Here is a 21,099-nt window from a genome sequence, read left to right as displayed (position 1 = left end):
GCATCGCCGCCATTTTGTCGATCAGTTGTTATAGAGGTCGATAATGGCGCTACCCATATTGACCTGGGTCTTGCTCAGGTCATTACGCGCCTGCTCGATCTTGTGCAAGTAAACCTCGTCGATGTCGCCGGTGACATATTTGCCGTCGAATACTGCGCAATCGAAGTTCTCGATTTTCACCTTGCCGCCACCGACCGCGTCGATCAGATCAGCCAGATCTTGATAGATCAGCCAGTCGGCGCCAATCAGCTCAGCGACTTCTTCAGTGCTACGGTTATGCGCAATCAGCTCGTGGGCGCTGGGCATGTCGATCCCGTAAACGTTCGGGAAACGAACGGCAGGCGCGGCGGAACAGAAATAGACGTTCTTCGCTCCCGCTTCGCGGGCCATCTGGATGATCTGTTTGCAGGTGGTGCCCCGCACGATGGAGTCGTCTACCAACATGACGTTTTTGCCGCGGAACTCCAGATCGATGGCATTGAGCTTCTGCCGCACCGACTTCTTGCGTGCAGCTTGGCCCGGCATGATGAAGGTACGGCCGATATAGCGATTCTTGACGAAGCCTTCGCGGAATTTCACGCCCAGGCGATTGGCCAGCTCCAAAGCTGCAGTGCGGCTGGTGTCGGGGATAGGAATCACCACATCAATATCGTGATCGGGGCGCTCGCGAAGAATCTTGTCGGCCAGCTTCTCACCCATCCGTAGGCGCGCCTTGTATACCGAAACGCCATCCATCAGGGAGTCCGAGCGCGCCAGGTAGACATGCTCGAAGATGCAGGGCGCATAGTGAGGGTTCGGCGCGCACTGACGGGTATGCAGCTTGCCGTCCGACGTAATGTAAACCGCCTCGCCTGGCGCCAGATCACGGATCAGTGAGAAGCCCAGCACGTCCAGCGCGACGCTTTCGGAGGCGATCATGTATTCGACGCCCTGGTCAGTGTGGCGTTGACCGAACACGATCGGGCGAATGGCGTGGGGATCGCGGAAGCCGACAATGCCATAACCGGTCACCATCGCCACCACCGCGTAACCACCGACACAGCGCTCGTGCACCTTGGCCACTGCAGCGAAGACGTCCTCCTCGGTGGGCTGCAGCTTGCCGCGCACGGCCAGCTCGTGGGCAAATACGTTGAGTAGCACTTCCGAGTCGGAATTGGTGTTCACATGCCGAAGGTCGGATTCGTAGATTTCCTTGGTCAGCTGATCGACGTTGGTCAGATTGCCGTTATGCGCCAGCGTAATGCCATAAGGCGAGTTGACATAAAACGGCTGCGCCTCCGCTGAGCTAGAGCTGCCGGCGGTGGGATAACGGACGTGCCCGATGCCCATGTTGCCAACCAGGCGCTGCATATGACGCTGCTGGAAGACATCGCGAACCAGCCCATTGTCCTTGCGAAGAAACAGCTTGCCACCGTCACTGGTCACGATTCCGGCTGCATCCTGCCCACGGTGTTGCAGTACGGTAAGTGCGTCATACAACGCCTGGTTGACGTTCGACTTACCGACGATGCCGACAATGCCACACATGCAAGGAACCTCTCAGTTGTTACAGACTGATCCGGACGTGACACCGGCTCGAAAGCCCACGGCACGCTCGTTGTAAAAATGCTCGTCTCAGCCGGAAGCATCGAGCGAGCCAGCTACCCATTGGCTCCCAAACCCAAGTATCAGATTCTTCGACCAATCAGCGACCAACAAGAAATGTGGCAGCAAAGTTGACTCACGCCACCAAGGATCCTGCTGCACAGGTGCAAGGCTGAGCAAGCCAACCAGCACCACGATCAGCAGCCCGCCTCGAGCTGCACCGAAGACCATTCCAAGAAAGCGATCCGTACCGGACAGGCCGGTAACCCGAACCAGTTCCCCTATAAGAAAGTTGACCAGCGCGCCTACGAGCAGCGTCACCACGAACAGAATCGCGCATGCCGCGATGATCTGAAAGGACGGAGTGCTAATAAACTCGGCGAGATGGTGAGAAAGCGCGCCACCGAACATCCAGGCAACCACACCAGCGATGATCCAGGTGAGCAGAGAAAGCGCTTCCTTGACGAAACCGCGTTTCAAACTGATCAGGCTGGAGATGACCACAACGGCGATAAACGCCCAATCGACCCAGGTGAACGTCACGGGGTTTCCCACAAAGAAGAAAGGCGGCGTATTTTAGCAGAGCACCTGCCAAGGAGTAAGCGCCGCGATCCCCCTTCTGCTGGCCGGAACACTGACACTGCAAAGCCCAGCTCCAGCGGTTCCGCCTGCAGCAGATGACTCTCAATCCAGGCTTCAGCCCTGCTCAGGTTTGAAGCGCACGACGAAACCGTCGAGCTTCTGCTGACGCTGCAGCTGATCACGCAAGCGATTGGCTTCCGCCCGCTCGACAAGCGGCCCGACGAATACGCGATTCATCCCGTCTGCCGTACGTATATAGGCGTTGTAGCCTTGGGAGCGAAGCGTCTTCTGCAGCTTATCGGCGTTCTCGCGACTCGACAGGCTGGCCAACTGCACCGACCAGCTGACCGGTAGATTGGCCGTATCCAGCCGCGGCTCTTCCGCTGGAGCTGCCGGCGTTTGAGTGGTCGCTGACTCAGGCTCGGCTGGTGTCGGTTCCGTCTCCGTGGAAGGCACCGGAACCTGACTGATGGGAGCTGCCGGCACTTTCGATTCGGCTGTCGGTCCCTCTTCGACGATCTCGAACTCTTCCGGGAAAGGCTCGGCTTCCGGTTCCGGCACCTCAACGGGTTGCGTCTCGATCACAGGCGTAGCAGGCGCCTCTGGCATCTCCGGCGCATCCACAGCGACCTGACGGCCATCGTCTTCACGATTGAACAGCATCGGCACGAATATCACCGCCAGCGCAACCAGCACCAACGCACCGACGATACGTTGCAGCAATCCTTTATCCACCAATGCTTTGCCCTCCATTCGCTGCGTGCCGATCGAGCCAGTCCAGCGCCTCAGCCACGCAATAAAAAGATCCGAACAGTAGAATCTCGTCTTTCTCGGAGGCCTGATCGCACTGCCCTTCGAGCGCCTGAGACACACCTGGGTAGATACTGACGGAGGCGCCTCGTTCCATCAATGTCTCACTTAGCTCGGCAGCGGGACGAGAGCGAGATGACGCGAGGGGCGCAACGGCCCAGCTGTCGACAACAGGCATCAACGCATCGATCACGCCGGCCAGATCCTTGTCGGCCAGCAGACCGAAAACCGCAAGCCGCCGTCCGCGTTTTGGCTGCGCCTGGAGCTGCTGGGCCAAGTAAGCAGCCGCGTGTGGGTTGTGTCCAACATCGAGCAGTATCGACAGGTCGCGGCCTTGCCAACGGATCGCTCGACGGTCCAGGCGTCCGGTAACGCGTGCATTCTGTAGCGATTCAGTCAGCCGCTCCGGCTGCCAAGAAGGCTCAAGCAACGCAAACGCCTGCAACGCCAAAGCTGCATTTTCCAGCGGCAGCGCAAGTATCGGCAGATTTCGCAGCTCCAGCAGGTTGCCTGCGCCATCCTGACCACGCCAATGCCAGCACCCCGCTTCCCTTACCAGATCGAAATCACGCCCGCGCACCAGCAACGGCACAGCGGACCGGGCGGCGCTTTCAAGCAATGATTCTGGCGGGGCAGGATCACCGCATACGGCAGGCTTTGCGCAACGGAATATCCCTGCTTTCTCGAGCGCAACGCTTTCGCGTGTGTTCCCCAGCCATTCGGCATGATCCAGCCCGATATTGGTGACGACCGCCACGTCGGCATCAACCAGGTTTACCGCGTCGAGGCGGCCACCGAGCCCGACCTCCAGAACCACGGCATCTAGCACCCCGCGTTCAAAAAGCCAAAAAGCGGCCAGCGTACCCATTTCGAAATAGGTCAGAGAAACGGAGCCGCGCGCGCGCTCAACCGCTTCAAATGCTTCGCACAGTGCTGTGTCGCTGGCATCGGCACCGTTGATACGCACACGTTCGTTGTAACGCAGCAGATGCGGTGAGCTGTAAACGCCGACCTTCTTGTCTTGCCCTGCCAACATTTGGGCGATGAAGGCGCAGGTCGAGCCCTTGCCATTAGTACCGGTAACAGTGACGACTTGCGGAGCCGGACGCGTCAGCCCGAGCCTCGTCGCTACCTCACGGCAACGGTCAAGGCCCATATCGATGGCGGTAGGGTGCAGCCGCTCGAGGTAATCGAGCCAATCCTGCAGACTCCGCTGGATCATGCGCCAGCCGTCACCAATGCAGGTTCGGCCGGTGTCGGCAGCTGTTGCATCTGAGCGAGGAGACGGGATAGACGAGCACGCAGTTCGGCGCGCGGGATGATTAGATCAATGGCACCGTGATCAAGGAGGAATTCGCTGCGCTGGAACCCTTCCGGCAGTTTCTCGCGAACTGTCTGCTCGATGACTCGCGGCCCGGCAAAGCCGATCAGCGCCTTAGGCTCTGCAACGATGACGTCGCCGAGCATTGCCAGACTAGCCGATACGCCGCCGTAAACCGGGTCGGTAAGCACAGAAATGAATGGCAGTCCCTCTTCACGCATACGGGCTAATACTGCGGAGGTCTTGGCCATTTGCATTAGCGAGATCAGGGCTTCCTGCATCCGTGCGCCGCCGGAGGCAGCGAAGCAGACCAATGGGCATCGCTGCTCGAGCGCTGCATTCGCCGCACGAACGAAGCGCTCGCCAACGATCGCTCCCATGGAGCCGCCCATGAAGGAGAACTCGAACGCACAGGCTACGACCGGCATGCTAGACAGCGTTCCGCGCATAGCGATCAGGGCGTCCTTTTCACCGGTCTGCTTCTGGGCAGCGGAGAGGCGATCCTTGTATTTCTTGCTATCACGAAACTTCAGACGGTCGACAGGCTCCAGATCGGAACCGAGTTCCTCGCGTCCCTCTTTATCGAGAAATATATCTAGGCGCGTACGCGCATCGATACGCATGTGATGCTGGCACTTGGGGCAGACATCCAGCGTTTTTTCCAGCTCTGGGCGATACAGCACCGCCTCGCATGATGGACACTTGTGCCATAAGCCTTCAGGCACTGAGCTTTTCTGCGTTTCCGAGCGCATGATCGAAGGGATCAGCTTGTCTACCAGCCAGTTGCTCATGCTTTTGTTCTCCACAGCTTTTCAGTCCCGCACGTATCGACTGCACGCACTAGGCAAATTTATCGTTGCGACCGGTCTCCAATCGGAGCTCACTGCGTCACGTTGGCGATGGACCGGAGGGCCCTACCGCTGAACTCGATCCCTATTCAATGTCGAGATCGACTGCGGGCTCGCCAATCCAGCGAATGGTAACTGGACGGCAAGGACCCTTGGTTCGTCACATTGCCGCTCTAACCCGCCGAACAAATTCACGTACGCTCTCAGCATTCTTGACGCCTTTGCGCAGCTCTACCCCACCACTGACGTCGACCGCGAATGGTCGCACCTGGGCAATGGCCTGTTGCACATTCTGCGGGGTAAGCCCGCCAGCAAGGATAAGAGGCTTGGGTAGATCAGCAGGAATCAGGGACCAATCAAACACAACCCCTGTCCCGCCTGGAATGCCAGAAACAAAGGTGTCTAGCAGAACCGCGCTGGCGCCCGCATAGCGAGCCGTCTGGCCGCGAATGTCATCACCAGCCCTGACCCGAAGCGCCTTGTACCAAGGCCGGTGGAAGCCTTCACAGTCGGCAGGTGTTTCATCCCCGTGAAATTGCAACATATCCAGCGATACCGCATCGAGCGTTTCGTTGAGTTCGCAGCGCGACGCGTTGACGAACAAGCCAACCGTGGTAACAAAAGGAGGTAGCGCGGCAATGATCGCGCGCGCCTGTTGAATACTTACCGCTCGCGGGCTCTTGGCATAGAACACCAGGCCAATCGCATCGGCTCCCGCTTCGGCAGCAACAAGCGCGTCCTCAACGCTGGTGATTCCACATATCTTGCTACGGACGATGGCCAACGGCAGCTACCTGCGATAAAAAGACCTCGGATGGTAACAAAAGCGCCACAGGCTGCAACCTGCTTCGCGCTAAGAGCGACTCCGCTTTTCATGAACGCTTCCGACAATCCCAGCTATCTCGGATACGTTCGCACGTCCGGCAAGCCCGACAGAAAGTGCGGCCCGAGATAGCGTTCAGGCAATTCGAACTCCTCGGGGTAATCCACCTGAACGAGATACAGACCGTAGGGATGCGCAGTGACCCCACCGGTTCGCCGTATTCGCGATTCGAGTACTTCTCGCGCCCATTCCACAGGACGCTCGCCCGCGCCAATGGTCATCAGCACACCGGCAAAGTTACGCACCATATGATGTAAAAAAGCGTTGGCACGAACATCGATCACGATAAGCCGGCCGTACTCGAGCAACTCCAGGTGATGAATGGTTTTGATTGGCGATTTCGCCTGGCATTGACGCGCCCGGAAGGCACTGAAGTCGTGTGTACCCACGAATGCTCGGGCCGCTTCGCGCATGCGCGCGACATCCAGCGGACGATGGTTCCAGGTCACCTCTTCGGCGAGGTGCGCCGGTCGAATCTGGTCGTTGTAGATGACATAGCGATAACGACGTGCCATGGCGCTGAAACGTGCATCGAAACGCTTGGGCATTTCCTTGGCCCAAGCCACGCTAATGTCACCTGGCAAGTTCATGTTCGCGCCCATTACCCAGGCGTGCATGGAACGTGTCACTGGCGTATCGAAGTGCACGACCTGGGCGCAGGCGTGAACAAGAGCGTCCGTACGCCCAGCACAACTCAGCACTACCGGATGGCCGCCGGCAACCTTGCTTAATGCGTTTTCCAGCGATAGCTGGATAGACGGCACACCATCGCGCTGGCGCTGAAAACCCCGATACCGCGAACCTTTATATTCGACGCCAAGAGCAATTCTGAAAACGTCAGCGGCAGCCGATGTGGCTGCCGCTTCAGGTACTGCTTCGATCATGGTCAGGCTAGTTTGGCGAGCATCTCGCGCGCCTCTTGCTGCTGATTGTCGCTACCTTCGCTCATGACCTCATCGAGGATATCGCGCGCACCTTCAGCATCACCCATATCGATGTAGGCGCGAGCGAGGTCCAGCTTGGTAGTGGTTTCGTCTGTATCGGAGAAGAAATCGAAATCATCGTCAAGCGACTCCGATCCCGACTCAACAGGCGCAGGAGCCGAGGCTACCTCAGGCTGGTCGAGCGGCTCTCCCAAATCATTCGACAGGTCGTCCAGCTCAGCTTCGACCTCATTCAGTTCGGAGGTGAAAGTATCCGGCGTCGCTTCTTCGGCGGGCTCGTCACCTAGCGACAGGTCGAACTCATCCGGCATGTCAGCGGGCTGTGCCGAATCGGAAAGTTCGAAATCGAACTCATCTGCGGCAGGCTCGAGCGACGCAGGTGCTGACGGTGCGTCATCGAGACTCAGCATCAACTCTTCATTAGCCGGTGTTGCCGGCTGATCATCATCGAGATCAAGCGAGAAGCCTGCGAGCTCATCCTCAAGGGATACATCATTCGGCTTCGACGATTTTTCCACATCGAAAGAGAAATCATCCATGGCTTGCTCTTGCGTCGCTGCATCAAGACCAAGTTCGTCAAAGCTGAGTTCATCTAGTTCTGGAGCGGCGTCGCTAGTCGGCGCGACTGCAGTCTCCGACAGGCCCTCGTCCAGTTCAAGATCGTCAAAATTAAGATCGAAGGCTTCGTCGGTGCCTTGCTCTGCAACGGAGGTAGGGGCAGGCTCGTCGAGCTCGAGATCATCCAGGCTGAAACTGTCGAAACCCTCATCACTTGCGGCGACTGCTGCGGTGCCAGTAGCGGCTGCGGCAACCATCGCAGGGTATCTGTTCTTCATCTGGTCGATACCGGCCGAAGCGCCTCCGATGTCACGAAGCTCCGCCTCTTGCCGCGCGAAACCATCGCGATCACCGAGTTCAGCGTAAACCTCCATCAACTTCAGACGCAAATCGCTGCGCTGCGGCTCATCGTTCAGCGCATTTTGCAGAAGATCAACAGCCTGGTTGAAACGACCATAGGCGATGTAAATATCGGCTTCGGCAAGCGGGTCGTTGCTGGCGCCAGCAAGCGAGTCGGAGGAACTGTTGTCGAAATCTACCGCAGCGCCCTGATCGGCCGCTTCGATATCAGATGAATCGAGCCCCCGCTCAGCTACGTAGAGATTGTCCGGTGCGCTATCGGCTAACAGGCTTTCCTGCAGTTCAGCCTCTTTCATGGCATTACGACGAGACAACGCCATCAAGCCGACAAGCAGTAGCAATAGAGCACTACCGCCCAGCACGCCGAGCAGAACAGGATTGGCCATCAGTTCGTCGACGTAGCTATCTTCCTTCGGCTCTTCAGCAGCTGTAGCCGGTGCGGCAGCGGGCGCCTGTTCGGCAGACTCAGAGGTCGCTACTGGCTGTTTCTGAGGCGCTTGGGGCGCCGAGGTTTCAGGGACAATTCCGGGCTCGGCATTTGCCTCAGGTGCGGGCTCGCCGGATTCTGGCGCAACAGCAGCGCTTGGATCGACCGGAGGATTTACCGATACCGCCGCATCAGTCCCTGGCTCTGCTCCGGTCGCCAGCTGGGCCTGTAGTTTGGCAAGCTGATCGTCTTTGAGCTGCATTAAACGTTGCAGCTTGTCCAGTTGGCCTTGGAGATCGCTGAGGCGATCGTTGAGATCCAGATTCTCACGCCGGCTTGAATCGAGGCTTTCCTCGGTAGTGGCGAGCCTGTCGCGCAGAGCTTTGGTGTCTTCGCCGGTACCGCTATCGCTGCCCGTCGTGGAAGTGCCTGTTTCCGGTGCAACCAGTCGCAGATTATCGCCCTGCTCGCTGCGAGATGGTGCAGCCCCGGCCGAGCTACGCTGAGTGGCGTCGAGCTGACGAGTACCTGCAGCAACCGAACCCGCGCCCTGGCGCCAGCTGGCGTTCTGTTGCGCAACTTGCTGAATCGCTTCCGCCTGCGAGCGGCTGCCAATTTGCTCGGCGCTGGGCAGCCGAAGCACCTGCCCGTTCTTCATTCGATTAATGTTGCCGCCAATGAAAGCGTCTGGATTCAGGTCTTGAATGGCCAGCATGGTCTGATGCACGGTTCCGCCCTGACGCGCGCGCTCGGCGACTTCCCAAAGCGTGTCATTCGGGGTGACCTTGTACTGATCACCCTGCAGCGAAGAGGTACTAGCGGGAGCGCTCAGAGGTGCAGATCGGGTTGTCGCTCGCGACGCCGAGCTCGGGCGAGAAACGGGAGCGGCAATCGGCAGCTGGGGCGCGACGGCAGCAGCGATTTCCGGAGAATAAAGCGGTGGGTCCAGCAGCAAGGTGTATTCGCGCAGAAGACGGCCACTCGGCCAGAGAACTTCGACGAGGAAATTCAGATAGGGTTCGCGAACCGGTTTTGTCGATGAAATTCGAATGACGCTCTTGCCGTCAGGACGCAAAACAGGGGTAAAGGTCAGGTCCGTCAGAAAATATTGGCGATCAACTCCAGCCCGATTGAAATCCTCGGCAGAAGCTAGAACCGGAACCACCTCACCCGGGGCCAACGTTTTCGCATCCAGCAGTTCGATTTCAGCGACCAGCGGTTGGTTAAGCGCCGACTTCAGCGTGACCTCCCCCAGCCCCAGCGCATAAGCCATTTCGGAAGTCAGCGCGGTAGCAGCCGCGATTGCCAGTACCAGATTGCGAACCCGAACCATTATGTAAATCCCTTGTTTTAACTTTTCTCGGATCGTCGAGAGGGTCTTATAGTCACTGCCTGCGCCCGCCTAGTGGCGGCTCCCCGTCAGCGATAAGCCTAAACAGCGTTGTTAGCTAGAATAGTTCTTCGAATTTCCGGTAAGTATCTTTTACAGATAGTGTTTTATCAACAACTCACCAGACCGCACGGCATTGAGCGCCGCGCCTTTTGGTACGTTATCAGACACAATCCACAAATTGTGTTCGCGTACAGCAGGCAGGCCGCAATGCGACCGCCAGCATCCAGGACGCTCTGCGTGATTGGATCTGCTTTCAGCGTTAGGGTTACTGTCCGCTGGTCTCATTGCGGCGGCAGATAGGAAGAAGGACACCCTTTCGCATAAAAAAAGCGCCGCGGCACAGCCGGGGCGCTTTTTTGTTAGCCCATTCTGGCTTATCGCTCCAGAAGGATCCGCAGCATGCGGCGCAGCGGCTCGGCCGCTCCCCAAAGCAGCTGATCACCAACGGTGAAAGCGCCCAGGTAATGCGAACCCATATTGAGCTTGCGCAGACGGCCAACCGGAACACTCAAGGTACCGGTTACCGAGGTGGGACTGAGCTCCTGCATGCTCGCGTCACGATGATTCGGAACGAGCTTCACCCAGGGGTTGTGCTGACTGATCATGCCTTCGATGTCCGAGATCGGCACATCCTTGTTCAGCTTGATAGTCAACGCCTGGCTGTGACAGCGCATCGCGCCGATCCGCACGCAGATGCCATCTACCGGGATGGGGCTTTTGAAACGGCCCAGAATCTTGTTGGTTTCCGCCTGCGCCTTCCACTCCTCACGGCTCTGCCCATTCGGCAGTTCCTTATCGATGTACGGAATCAGGCTACCGGCCAGCGGAACGCCAAAATTGTCCACCGGAAATGCTTCTGAGCGCTGACACTCGGCGACCTTGCGATCAATTTCAAGAATGGCGCTGGCCGGATTGGCAAGCTCATCCGCAACCGAGGCATTAATGCTGCCCATTTGCTTGATCAGCTCACGCATGTTCTGTGCGCCGGCACCTGATGCAGCCTGATAAGTCATGGCGCTCATCCACTCGACCAGGCCGTTCTCAAACAAGCCGCCAAGCCCCATCAGCATTAGGCTGACGGTGCAGTTACCGCCGATGTAGTTGCGGGTGCCGGCGTCCAGCTGGTGATCGATCACCTTGCGGTTGACCGGATCCAGCACGATGACCGCATCGTCATGCATGCGCAGGGTTGACGCCGCGTCGATCCAGTAGCCATTCCAGCCCGCTTCGCGCAGCTTGGGGAATACTTCGCTGGTGTAGTCGCCGCCCTGGCAAGTAAGAATCACGTCGAGGGTTTTCAGCTCCTCGATACTGTAGGCGTCCTTCAGCGGCGCAGTATCTTTGCCAATGGAAGGCCCCTGACCGCCTACGTTGGAAGTGGTAAAGAACACTGGCTCGATCAGGTCGAAGTCCCGCTCCTCCAGCATCCGCTGCATAAGCACGGAACCTACCATACCGCGCCAACCGATCAGACCTACACGTTTCATCGCAAACAACACCTATATATAAAGTGGCCCATCTGGCAGGCCGTAACAGACTGTGCTTTCGGGTGGAAAGCGAGGGCACTATATCTAGCCTGTGCTGAACAACGCGCCCCGCCATCGCTTGGCGTTACCGCCTAGCCGTCGCCCGCAAGCTCTATCAACGGGCGGTGCAATGGGACCCGAGAGATTACAACTTCGCGAGCGCCGCGACTACTGCGTCGCCCATCGCCTGGGTATTGACCTTCTGACAGCCGTTGGACCAGATATCGCCAGTGCGCAGCCCCTGGTCGAGCACGTCGCTGACCGCTTGCTCGATTGCATCCGCAGCCGCAACCTGGTTGAAGCTGTAACGCAACATCATCGACACAGAGAGAATGGTTGCCAGCGGATTCGCAATGCCTTTGCCAGCGATATCCGGCGCTGAACCATGGCACGGCTCGAACATACCCTTGTTGTTCGAATCAAGGGAAGCGGACGGCAGCATGCCAATCGAACCGGTCAACATGGAAGCCTCGTCCGACAGGATGTCACCGAACATGTTGTCTGTGACGATCACATCGAACTGCTTCGGCGCACGCACCAGCTGCATCGCCGCATTATCGACATACATGTGGCTGAGTTCGACGTCCGGATAATCCTTGCCGACCTCCTCCACCACAGCACGCCACAATTGGCTGGACGCCAGCACGTTGGCCTTGTCCACCGAGCAGAGCTTCTTACCGCGGACGCGTGCCATGTCAAAACCGACCTTGGCGATTCGGCGGATTTCGCTCTCGCTGTACGGTAGAGTGTCATAGGCCATGCGTTCTCCATTTTCCAGCACCTTGCTCTCGCGCGGCTGGCCGAAATAGATACCGCCAGTCAGCTCGCGAACGATCAGGATATCCAGGCCGGCAACAATCTCCGGCTTCAAACTGGAGGCCTCGGCCAACTGCGGATAAAGCAGAGCAGGACGCAGATTGCCGAACAGGCCCAGCTGCGAGCGGATCTTCAGCAAGCCACGCTCGGGGCGGATCGCCGGATCGATCGTATCCCACTTAGGGCCACCGACCGCACCGAGCAGGATGGCGTCGGCCGCGCGGGCACGTGACAGGGTTTCGTCGGCCAGCGGCACGCCGTACTTATCGACCGCAGCGCCACCTAGCTCGTCGTAGTTGAGCTGGAAGTCGAGTTGAAACTTGTCGTTGGCCAGCGTCAGCACCTTGACCGCCTCGGCCATGATTTCCGGGCCGATACCGTCGCCGGGCAATACCAGAATCTGTTTAGACATTTGCTGTTCCTTGAAATTGATACGCCGTAAGAGTGGGCCGGGCATGTTCCGCTCCAGCCCATCGTTTGCCATTTACTCTCAGGCGGGCTGAAGCCACCCTACACAACAGGTCCAGCTCGAACTTATTTGATTGCACCGAACAACCAGGGCTGGCTCTGCTGATGGCGGGCTTCGAACACCTTGATCGCATCCGCGTCTTGCAGCGTCAGCCCGATGTCGTCAAGGCCGTTAAGCAAGCAATGCTTGCGGAAGGCATCGACCTCGAAGCTGTAGTGTTTGCCGTCCGGACGAGTAACGGTTTGCGCGGCCAGATCCACGGTGAGCTGATATCCTTCGGTGGCTTCGGCTTGTTCGAAAAGCTCGTCGACTTCCGCTTCCTTCAGCACGATCGGCAACAGGCCGTTCTTGAAGCTGTTGTTGTAGAAAATGTCAGCAAAGCTCGGCGCGATGATGGCACGGAAGCCGTACTCGTCCAGCGCCCACGGGGCATGCTCGCGGGACGAGCCGCAGCCGAAATTCTCACGTGCGAGCAGGACACTGGCGCCCTGATAACGCGGAAAATTCAGCACGAACTCGTTGTTCACCGGGCGATTCGAGCAATCCTGATTAGGCTGACCGACATCCAGGTAACGCCACTCATCGAACAGGTTCTGGCCAAAGCCGGTGCGCTTGATCGACTTGAGAAACTGCTTGGGGATGATCTGGTCGGTATCGACGTTGGCTCGATCGAGCGGCGCGACCAGACCGGTATGCTGGGTGAATGCTTTCATGTCGGTCTCCTCAGGCCTGGATCAATTCGCGAACATCGACGAAGCGGCCGGTCACCGCGGCGGCGGCAGCCATGGCCGGGCTGACCAGATGAGTTCGGCCACCAGCGCCCTGGCGCCCTTCGAAGTTACGGTTGGAGGTGGAGGCGCAATGCTCGCCGCTGCCAAGTTTGTCCGGGTTCATAGCCAGACACATGGAACAGCCTGGCTCACGCCATTCGAAGCCGGCTTCAAGGAAGACTTTGTCTAGCCCTTCCGCCTCGGCTTGTTGCTTGACCAGTCCGGAACCCGGCACGACCATCGCCTGCTTGACCGTAGCGGCCACCTTGCGGCCCTTGGCTACTTCGGCGGCAGCGCGCAAATCTTCGATGCGAGAGTTAGTGCAGGAGCCGATAAATACGCGATCCAGTTGGATCTCGGTGATCGGCTGGTTGGCGCGCAGCCCCATGTATTTCAGCGCACGGGTAATGGAATCGCGTTTGACCGGGTCGGCTTCTACTGCCGGGTCAGGCACGCTCTGGTCGACCGCCAAAACCATTTCCGGGGAGGTACCCCAGCTCACCTGCGGCTTGATCTCTTCGGCTTTCAACTCGATCACGGTATCGAATACCGCATCTTCGTCGGAGACGAGATCCTTCCAGGCTGCAACTGCACGTTCCCAGTCGGCACCCTTGGGCGCGTATGGACGACCCTCGACATAGGCGATGGTCTTCTCGTCCGCAGCCACCATCCCCACGCGGGCACCGGCCTCGATGGACATGTTGCAGATGGTCATGCGGCCTTCCATCGACAGATCCCGAATGGCGCTGCCGGCAAATTCCAACGCATGGCCGTTACCGCCAGCAGTGCCAATCTTGCCGATCACTGCCAACACGATGTCCTTGGCGGTCACACCGAAAGGCAGCTTGCCCTCGACGCGCACCTGCATGTTTTTCATTTTTTTGGCGACCAGACACTGGGTGGCGAGCACATGCTCGACTTCCGAGGTACCGATGCCGTGGGCCAACGCGCCGAACGCGCCATGGGTCGAGGTATGAGAGTCGCCGCACACAACGGTCATACCCGGCAGCGTCGCGCCCTGCTCCGGGCCGATTACGTGGACGATACCTTGACGGATGTCGTTCATCTTGAATTCGAGGATGCCGAAGTCATCGCAGTTCTCATCCAGAGTCTGTACCTGAATACGCGAGACCTCATCGGCGATGGCTTCCAGGCCGCCCTGGCGCTCGCCCTTGGTGGTCGGCACGTTGTGATCGGGCGTAGCGATATTGGCGTCGATGCGCCATGGCTTGCGAGCAGCCAGACGCAGGCCTTCGAAGGCCTGTGGCGAGGTTACTTCGTGGAGGATATGACGGTCGATGTAGATCAGCGACGAGCCATCATCGCGACGTTTGACTTCGTGCATTTCCCAGAGCTTGTCGTAGAGCGTTTTGCCAGCCATCAGACGTTCCTCATCAGTTTCTTGGGCAATAGCCCTTTTGCTTATGAGGTTGATGCTATGGGGTTGCATAGAATTACTCAAATTCATATTTTTCATTCAATGCATTCCTTAAGGGAATAGCTATAAGCTACTCGTTTATCGAGTTGAACCTGGCCTCTAATTTTTCGCCGGAGCGAACCGATGGACCTCGCCAACCTCAATGCCTTTATTGCCATCGCCGAGACCGGTAGCTTTTCCTTGGCTGGAGAACGCCTGCACCTGACCCAGCCAGCGGTAAGCAAGCGGCTGGCAGCGCTGGAGTCACAACTGAACGTACGGCTATTCGACCGACTCGGACGGGAAATCGGGCTGACCGAAGCCGGCAGAGCACTGCTGCCGAGCGCCTATCAGATCCTCAACGTGCTGGACGACACGCGCCGCGCACTGACCAATCTGAACGGGGATGTCAGCGGCCGATTGTGCTTGGCGACCAGCCACCACATCGGCCTGCACCGCCTGCCGCCACTGCTCAGGGCCTTCACCCGCGCCTATCCGAATGTGAACCTGGACATCCGTTTCCTGGATTCGGAAATCGCCTACGAGGAAATCCTGCACGGGCGCGCTGAGCTTGCCGTGATCACGCTGGCTCCGAATACCGCGGCACCGGTTCTCGCCAGCAAGGTCTGGGACGATCCACTGGACTTCGTCGTCGCACCGGAGCATCCGCTGGCTCAGAAACCGGACATCACATTGACCGATATCGCCGCCTTCCCCGCCGTGTTTCCCGGCGGCAACACCTTCACTCACCATATCGCCCAGCGGTTGTTCGAGCGTGAAGGCCTGGCCCCGAACATCGCGATGAGTACCAACTATATGGAGACAATCAAAATGATGGTTTCCATTGGCATCGCCTGGAGCGTGCTGCCGCGAACCATGCTCGATGAACAAGTGGTGCGTTTGCCGCTCCCTGGCGTTCAACTATCGAGGCAGCTCGGCTACATCATCCATACCGAGCGCACCCTGTCGAATGCGGCGAAAGCCTTCATGGCATTGCTGGATACCGACTAACCGCACTTGCACTTTGCCATTAGCTACGGATAAGTTCGGAGCATAACTACAAGATACCCAGAAGCGCCCATGAGCATTGTTTGTTTACCACCGATTCGCCACTTCCCGATTTGCCCGGGCGAGGCCGTTCATGTTGCCCACTGAGCCCGCAGGCAACGCCATTCCAAACGAAGCAGCAACTCCTTGGCAGGACGCAGCTCGCCTACTGTCGGTACTCGACGGTGCTGGGTTGGGCGTCTGGTCCTGGGATTTACAGCGTGGCGTCGTGCATTGGTCGCTCGGTACCAGCAGGCTTTTTGGTCTCACGGAGCCGCGTGGCGAGATCTCACAGGCCGACTATCTCAAGCTGATCTTCGAGCAAGACCGATCCCGCATCGACGCATTCATTCGCTCAGCACGGAAGGGCAACGAGCCACGCTTCAGTTTTCGCCACCGAGTGCTTTGGGTAGATGGGTCTGTGCGCTGGCTGGAAATCGACGGCCAGCAAAAAGCTGGCAGCACGGACCAGTCGATGCTGGTGGGCATCGTCCGCGACATCACCGACCAGCACATCCAGGCCCAGGCTCTCGAAGACAGTCAGGAACGCCTGGAGCTGGCGTTGGCCTCGGCAGAGCTTGGCAACTGGGAATGGCACATCCCGAGCGACAAGCTGTATGCCTCGGCTCGGGCTTCTGAATTGCAGGGCATCGTCGAAGGTCCATTCGATGGATCGTTTCGGGAGTTTTTCCGCAGCGTCGCGGCAAAAGACCGACAAGCCATGCGCGACGCTTACAGCGATCTGCTCGCTGGGCGACGTAAGACCTACCAAACCGTTTACCAGGCGGAACATGCCGATGGCACGATTCGTCACCTGGAAAGCACCGCCAAGCTCTATCGTGATGAGCACGACGCGCCACTACGAATGGCCGGCATTATTATCGACGTCACCGAGCGTGTTCTGCGCGAGCAGCATCTAGCCGCCTCCGAAGCCAAATTTTCCGCGCTGTTCCAAGGCAGTCCAGATCCGATTTCTCTGTCACGCATTCGTGATGGTAAGTTCATTGGGATCAACCCGAGCTTCAGCGCTGTATTCGGTTGGGAGAGCAGCGATATCGTGGGACGTTCGGCTCCGGAAATACGCTTCTGGCGCGACGAGAATCAACGACTGGAACTCTATCAGCAGCTGACTCGCGACCAGCGTCTGGAGAATGCCGAAGCGCAATTTCGAACCAAGGCAGACCAGTACATCACCTGCGTTGTTTCCAGCCGCTTCATCCGTATCGACCGGCGCCTATGCATTGTTACTACGTTCCGGGACATCACAAAGCGGCAGCGAGCCGAGGCGGCGCTGAAGGTCAGCGAGGCCAAGTTCGCCACGGCGTTTCACTCAAGCCCCGACGCGATCATCATCAGCGAGCGCAGTACCGGGCGATTCATTGAGGTCAACGACGGTTTCTACCGCCTCTCTGGTTATCGTCCGGAGGAAGCCATCGGTCGCACCTCTGCAGAGTTAGGCATCTGGTCTGTCACGCAACGCAACGAAATTCTCGAGCTGCTAGAGCGTGACGGTCGCGTGACCAATTGGGAAATGATCGGCCAGGATCGTTACGGCAGACCAATGAACATCGAGGTCTCGGTAGAGCCTATCGAGCTCAACGACACCGAATGCCTGCTGTTGTCAGCCCGCGACATTAGCCAGCTGAAAGCCGCCCACGCACAGATCCATCATCTGGCTTACCATGACCCGCTGACCAACCTGCCCAATCGCGCCCTGCTCATGGATCGTCTGACCCAGCAGGCCGCGTTGCATAAACGGCACAATCTACGGGGCGCGCTGCTGTTCCTCGATCTTGACCACTTCAAGCACATCAACGATTCGCTCGGACATCCGGTCGGCGATGGCGTACTGAAAATGATCACCGCACGCCTCGAAGCCAGCATCCGTCAGGAAGATACCGTTGCCCGCCTTGGTGGCGATGAGTTCGTCGTGCTGCTGACCGGCCTGACCGGCAAACGCTCAGATGTGACCCGCCAAGTTCGGCAGGTTGCGGAAAAACTGCGCACTCTACTTGCGGAGCCCATGGTCTTCGAAGGTAATCGACTGCAGGTTACGCCGAGTATCGGCATTGCGCTGATGCCGGATCACGGCGACACTCCTGCCGACCTGCTGAAGCGCGCCGACATCGCCCTATACCGGGCCAAAGATGCCGGACGCAATGCCATTCAACTGTTTCGAGCGACCATGCAGGAAGCCGCGAGCGCCCGCTTGCAGCTGGAAAACGAGCTGCGCCTGGCACTTCAGCGCAATGAATTCGAGCTATATCTTCAACCTCAGGTAGATGCGCGATCCGGCGTGGTGGTCGGTGCCGAGGTCCTGTTGCGATGGCATCATCCGGAGCATGGCGCACGCTCGCCCGCCCAGTTCATCAATGTATTGGAAGAAAGCGGACTGATCATCGAAGTCGGCGGCTGGGTAATAAAGGAAGCCTGCCGAATCGGTGCTCTATTGTTGGCCAACGACCTGGTACGGCCCGACGACTTCAGCCTCTGCGTCAACATCAGCCCACGCCAGTTCCGCCAGAACGAATTCGTCGAACGCGTCGTCGAAGCGCTGAAAACCACCGGACTGCCACACCAGATGATCAAGCTGGAAATCACCGAAGGCATCGTGATCCAGAACCTGGACGACACCATTGCCAAAATGCGGCGCCTACGTCGGCACGGGGTGAGCTTTGCGATGGATGATTTCGGTACCGGCTACTCCTCGCTCACCTATCTCAAACGGCTTCCGGTGGATCTGTTGAAAATCGACCAGTCCTTCGTTCGCGACGCACTGGATGACGGCAACGACGCCGAAATCATCCGCGCTATCGTCGCGATGGCCAGGAGCCTGAGGCTGGAAGTGATTGCCGAGGGGGTCGAACAGCAGGCGCAGCTCGAGTTGCTGCAGCTGCAAGGGTGCCATCTGTATCAGGGCTACCTGTTCAGCCGCCCGCTGCCGTTTGCCGAGTTCAGCGAGTTATTGGCAACGAATTTGACAGCCTGATCTACAAGCAGAAAAACGGGCGTCTCGCGACGCCCTTCTCAAGGTCAGGCCTCTTCCAGTGCCAGGCGCTCACCGTTGATCGGGATACGCTTGGGCTTAGCCTCTTCCGGCACGACGCGCTCGAGCTGGACGTTCAACAAGCCATTGTTGAGCGCAGCACCTTTGACCTCTATATGGTCGGCCAGGCGGAACGACAGCTTAAATGCCCGCTGGGCGATGCCTTGGTGCAAATAGGTGATGTTTTCCCCGCCGTTCTCACGCTTGCCGCCGCTGACGGTCAGTACCCCGCGTTCAACTTGCAGATCCAGATCGGACTCCTGGAAACCAGCAGCTGCTACGATGATGCGGTATTGATCATCACCGTGTTTTTCCACGTTGTACGGTGGGAACGAGCTGCTCGCGTCGTTGCGCAAGGCAGACTCGAACAGATCATTGAAACGATCGAAGCCAATGGATTGGCGGAACAGTGGAGCCATCGAAAAGCTAGTCATTTTGCTATCTCCTGATATGCAGCGAGTGGTTTTTACAGGACCCGAATTCGGCATCCTGTGATGCCCTAAATAGGAATTGCCCGCTGCTTTTCAAGGCCGTTCGTCGGAGTTATTTATGTCCAAAGTCATGCTGATCACAGGGGCCAGCCGAGGAATAGGCGCCGCCACTGCCAGGCTCGCAGCTGCCGAAGGCTATGCGCTGTGCCTTAACTTTCACCATCGCCAGGACGCCGTGCAGAGCCTGCTTGACGAGCTTAAAAACGCCGGCGTCCGGGCCATAGCGGTGGCAGCCGATGTGGCCGACGAGGCTCAAGTGGCCAGACTGTTCGCCGCAGTCGACGATGAGTTCGGCAGGCTCGACGTCCTGGTCAACAACGCCGGCATGCTGGAGCGCCAGATGCGTCTGGACGAGATGGACGCCGCACGGCTGGCACGGGTATTCGCCGTTAATGTAACCGGCAGCTTTCTCTGCGCGAGCCACGCGGTGAAGCGCATGTCGACCCGCTACGGAGGCAATGGCGGCGCCATCATCAACGTATCCTCGATCGCAGCGAAACTCGGCGCGCCCAATGAATATATCGATTACGCAGCCGCCAAGGGCGCGGTCGACAGCATGACTCTTGGCTTGGCCAAGGAGGTCGCAGCAGAAGGTATTCGCGTCAATGCCGTGCGGCCGGGCGTGATCGACACCGAGATTCACGCCAGCGGCGGCGAGCCTGGACGGGTCGAGCGCGTCAAAGCCAGCGTGCCTATGGGCCGTGGCGGGCATGCTGAAGAAGTGGCAGAGGCGATTGTCTGGCTGGCCAGCGATAAGGCCAGCTACACCAGCGGTGCCCTGCTGGATGTCAGCGGCGGGCGTTAACAGGCCGTTGAAACTACCTGCTAAACGGCAGCTTCGAAACCCGACACGTTGCTGTCGATACCCAGCAGGGTGTCGAGTCGCTCACAATCGTTTTCCCGTCGCAGCTGGGCGAACAGTGCTACTGCTTCCGGGTAGCTGCGGGTGAGCATGGATATCCATTGCTTGAGCCGACCCGGTGCGTAGCGCGGAGAAATTTTGCGTCGCGCCTGTAGCCAGAAGTCGGCGAGCAATGGCTGCAGGTCTTCCCAGCCCATCGGCTCGACCGTTGCGCCCTTCTTCGCAGCATTAATCTGACGAGCCAGATCCGGCCGGCAGACCAACCCGCGCCCAAGCATGATGTCGTCCACGCCGCTGATTTCACGGCAGCGGCGCCAGTCCTCCAGCGACCAGATATCACCGTTGGCGAAAACCGGCACGGCGACCACATCTTGAACCTTGGCGACCCATTCCCAATGCGCAGGTGGCTTGTAGCCGTCGAGCTTGGTTCGCGCATGCACTACCAGCTGCTCGGCGCCGCCATCGACCAGCGCACTGGCGCAATCGAGCGCACCGTCCGGACTGTCGAAACCCAGCCGCATCTTGGCGGTAACCGGGATATGCGCCGGCACTGCTTTGCGCACTTGGTACAGAATCGAATGAAGCAGCTCGGGTTCCTTGAGCAGCACGGCACCGCCCCGGGACTTGTTAACCGTCTTGGCCGGGCAACCGAAATTCAGGTCGATAGCGGGCGCCCCGAGGCTGCAGGCGAAGGCGGCATTGTCGGCCAAGCAAAGCGGATCGGAACCCAGTAATTGCACTCGCAGCGGCGTTCCTGCCCGTGTCACTGCACCGCCATCAAGCTCCGGAGCGAGCTTGCGGAAGCTGGACGGCGGCAACAAACGGTCCGATACACGGATGAATTCGGTAACACACCAGTCGACACCACCGACACGCGTCAGCACGTCACGGAGAATCTCGTCGACCAACCCTTCCATGGGCGCCAAGGCGATCTGCATGTTGTAC

At 58.6% G+C, this 21,099-nt stretch carries 17 protein-coding genes and 1 pseudogene; 3 read left to right on the top strand and 15 right to left on the bottom strand.

The features are described 5' to 3' along the window. Window positions 1-21: 21 nt before the first annotated feature. The 13 genes and pseudogenes from purF to leuC all read right to left on the bottom strand — a co-directional run bounded on the left by purF (window position 22) and on the right by leuC (window position 14,672). A complete protein-coding gene (gene purF / locus D7241_RS04485; protein WP_255981929.1) occupies window positions 22-1,527 on the bottom strand; it encodes an amidophosphoribosyltransferase in 1,506 nt (501 codons plus the stop codon). Between the two features lie 87 nt (window positions 1,528-1,614). After that, window positions 1,615-2,127 carry a CvpA family protein gene (locus D7241_RS04480; protein WP_255981931.1) on the bottom strand — a complete coding sequence of 171 codons (513 nt, stop codon included), beginning with the start codon at window positions 2,125-2,127 and terminating at the stop codon, window positions 1,615-1,617. Between the two features lie 153 nt (window positions 2,128-2,280). Further along, window positions 2,281-2,919, bottom strand: coding sequence for an SPOR domain-containing protein (locus tag D7241_RS04475; RefSeq protein WP_408100471.1), 639 nt, complete (start codon window positions 2,917-2,919; stop codon window positions 2,281-2,283). Then, entirely contained in the window at window positions 2,894-4,198 is a 1,305-nt protein-coding gene (gene folC, locus D7241_RS04470; RefSeq protein WP_408100470.1) for a bifunctional tetrahydrofolate synthase/dihydrofolate synthase, read from the bottom strand. Before folC ends, D7241_RS04475 begins: the two co-directional genes overlap by 26 nt. Continuing rightward, window positions 4,195-5,088, bottom strand: a complete 894-nt coding sequence (accD, locus tag D7241_RS04465; RefSeq protein WP_408100469.1) for an acetyl-CoA carboxylase, carboxyltransferase subunit beta — start codon at window positions 5,086-5,088, stop codon at window positions 4,195-4,197. Before accD ends, folC begins: the two co-directional genes overlap by 4 nt. A 217-nt stretch (window positions 5,089-5,305) precedes the next feature. Then, entirely contained in the window at window positions 5,306-5,929 is a 624-nt protein-coding gene (locus tag D7241_RS04460; protein WP_408100468.1) for a phosphoribosylanthranilate isomerase, read from the bottom strand. Window positions 5,930-6,042: 113 nt separating this feature from the next. After that, window positions 6,043-6,912: a tRNA pseudouridine(38-40) synthase TruA gene (gene truA, locus D7241_RS04455; protein ID WP_408100467.1), complete on the bottom strand. Its 870-nt coding sequence runs from the start codon at window positions 6,910-6,912 to the stop codon at window positions 6,043-6,045. A 2-nt stretch (window positions 6,913-6,914) separates the two neighbouring features. Continuing rightward, window positions 6,915-9,650, bottom strand: coding sequence for a FimV/HubP family polar landmark protein (locus tag D7241_RS04450; RefSeq protein WP_408100466.1), 2,736 nt, complete (start codon window positions 9,648-9,650; stop codon window positions 6,915-6,917). A 150-nt stretch (window positions 9,651-9,800) separates the two neighbouring features. After that, a pseudogene (locus D7241_RS04445) lies at window positions 9,801-9,890 on the bottom strand (aspartate-semialdehyde dehydrogenase); the annotation flags it as partial. 194 nt (window positions 9,891-10,084) lie between these two features. Beyond that, window positions 10,085-11,197 (bottom strand): aspartate-semialdehyde dehydrogenase, encoded by a 1,113-nt coding sequence (gene asd / locus D7241_RS04440; protein WP_255981946.1) that lies wholly within the window; start codon window positions 11,195-11,197, stop codon window positions 10,085-10,087. 184 nt (window positions 11,198-11,381) lie between these two features. Continuing rightward, on the bottom strand, window positions 11,382-12,464 hold the full coding sequence (leuB, locus tag D7241_RS04435; RefSeq protein WP_408100465.1) for a 3-isopropylmalate dehydrogenase: 1,083 nt from the start codon (window positions 12,462-12,464) through the stop codon (window positions 11,382-11,384). A 122-nt stretch (window positions 12,465-12,586) separates the two neighbouring features. Continuing rightward, window positions 12,587-13,234 (bottom strand): 3-isopropylmalate dehydratase small subunit, encoded by a 648-nt coding sequence (gene leuD / locus D7241_RS04430; protein ID WP_408100464.1) that lies wholly within the window; start codon window positions 13,232-13,234, stop codon window positions 12,587-12,589. A 10-nt stretch (window positions 13,235-13,244) separates the two neighbouring features. Further along, a complete protein-coding gene (gene leuC, locus D7241_RS04425; protein WP_408100463.1) occupies window positions 13,245-14,672 on the bottom strand; it encodes a 3-isopropylmalate dehydratase large subunit in 1,428 nt (475 codons plus the stop codon). A 180-nt stretch (window positions 14,673-14,852) separates the two neighbouring features. On the opposite strand from leuC, the gene D7241_RS04420 reads away from it, so the two are divergent. Together D7241_RS04420 and D7241_RS04415 are read left to right on the top strand one after the other, a co-directional pair. Further along, window positions 14,853-15,719, top strand: a complete 867-nt coding sequence (locus tag D7241_RS04420; protein ID WP_408100462.1) for a LysR family transcriptional regulator — start codon at window positions 14,853-14,855, stop codon at window positions 15,717-15,719. A 130-nt stretch (window positions 15,720-15,849) separates the two neighbouring features. Next, window positions 15,850-18,744: an EAL domain-containing protein gene (locus tag D7241_RS04415; protein WP_408100461.1), complete on the top strand. Its 2,895-nt coding sequence runs from the start codon at window positions 15,850-15,852 to the stop codon at window positions 18,742-18,744. Between the two features lie 44 nt (window positions 18,745-18,788). Here the strand turns inward: D7241_RS04415 and D7241_RS04410 are convergent, their stop codons facing one another. Then, window positions 18,789-19,235 (bottom strand): Hsp20 family protein, encoded by a 447-nt coding sequence (locus D7241_RS04410; RefSeq protein ID WP_408100460.1) that lies wholly within the window; start codon window positions 19,233-19,235, stop codon window positions 18,789-18,791. A 115-nt stretch (window positions 19,236-19,350) separates the two neighbouring features. On the opposite strand from D7241_RS04410, the gene D7241_RS04405 reads away from it, so the two are divergent. Next, complete coding sequence (locus tag D7241_RS04405) at window positions 19,351-20,097, top strand: SDR family oxidoreductase (protein WP_408100459.1); 747 nt, start codon at window positions 19,351-19,353, stop codon at window positions 20,095-20,097. A 20-nt stretch (window positions 20,098-20,117) separates the two neighbouring features. Here the strand turns inward: D7241_RS04405 and D7241_RS04400 are convergent, their stop codons facing one another. Next, window positions 20,118-21,092: a tRNA dihydrouridine synthase gene (locus tag D7241_RS04400; protein ID WP_408100458.1), complete on the bottom strand. Its 975-nt coding sequence runs from the start codon at window positions 21,090-21,092 to the stop codon at window positions 20,118-20,120. Between the last annotated feature and the right edge of the window lie 7 nt (window positions 21,093-21,099).

The sequence above is a fragment of the Stutzerimonas sp. VN223-3 genome, from assembly GCF_045999685.1.
GTDB classification, from domain to species: Bacteria; Pseudomonadota; Gammaproteobacteria; order Pseudomonadales; family Pseudomonadaceae; genus Stutzerimonas; species Stutzerimonas stutzeri_AR.
Note: the sequence above shows the minus strand (reverse complement) of the source record. Positions and strands in the feature narration are given on the sequence as shown.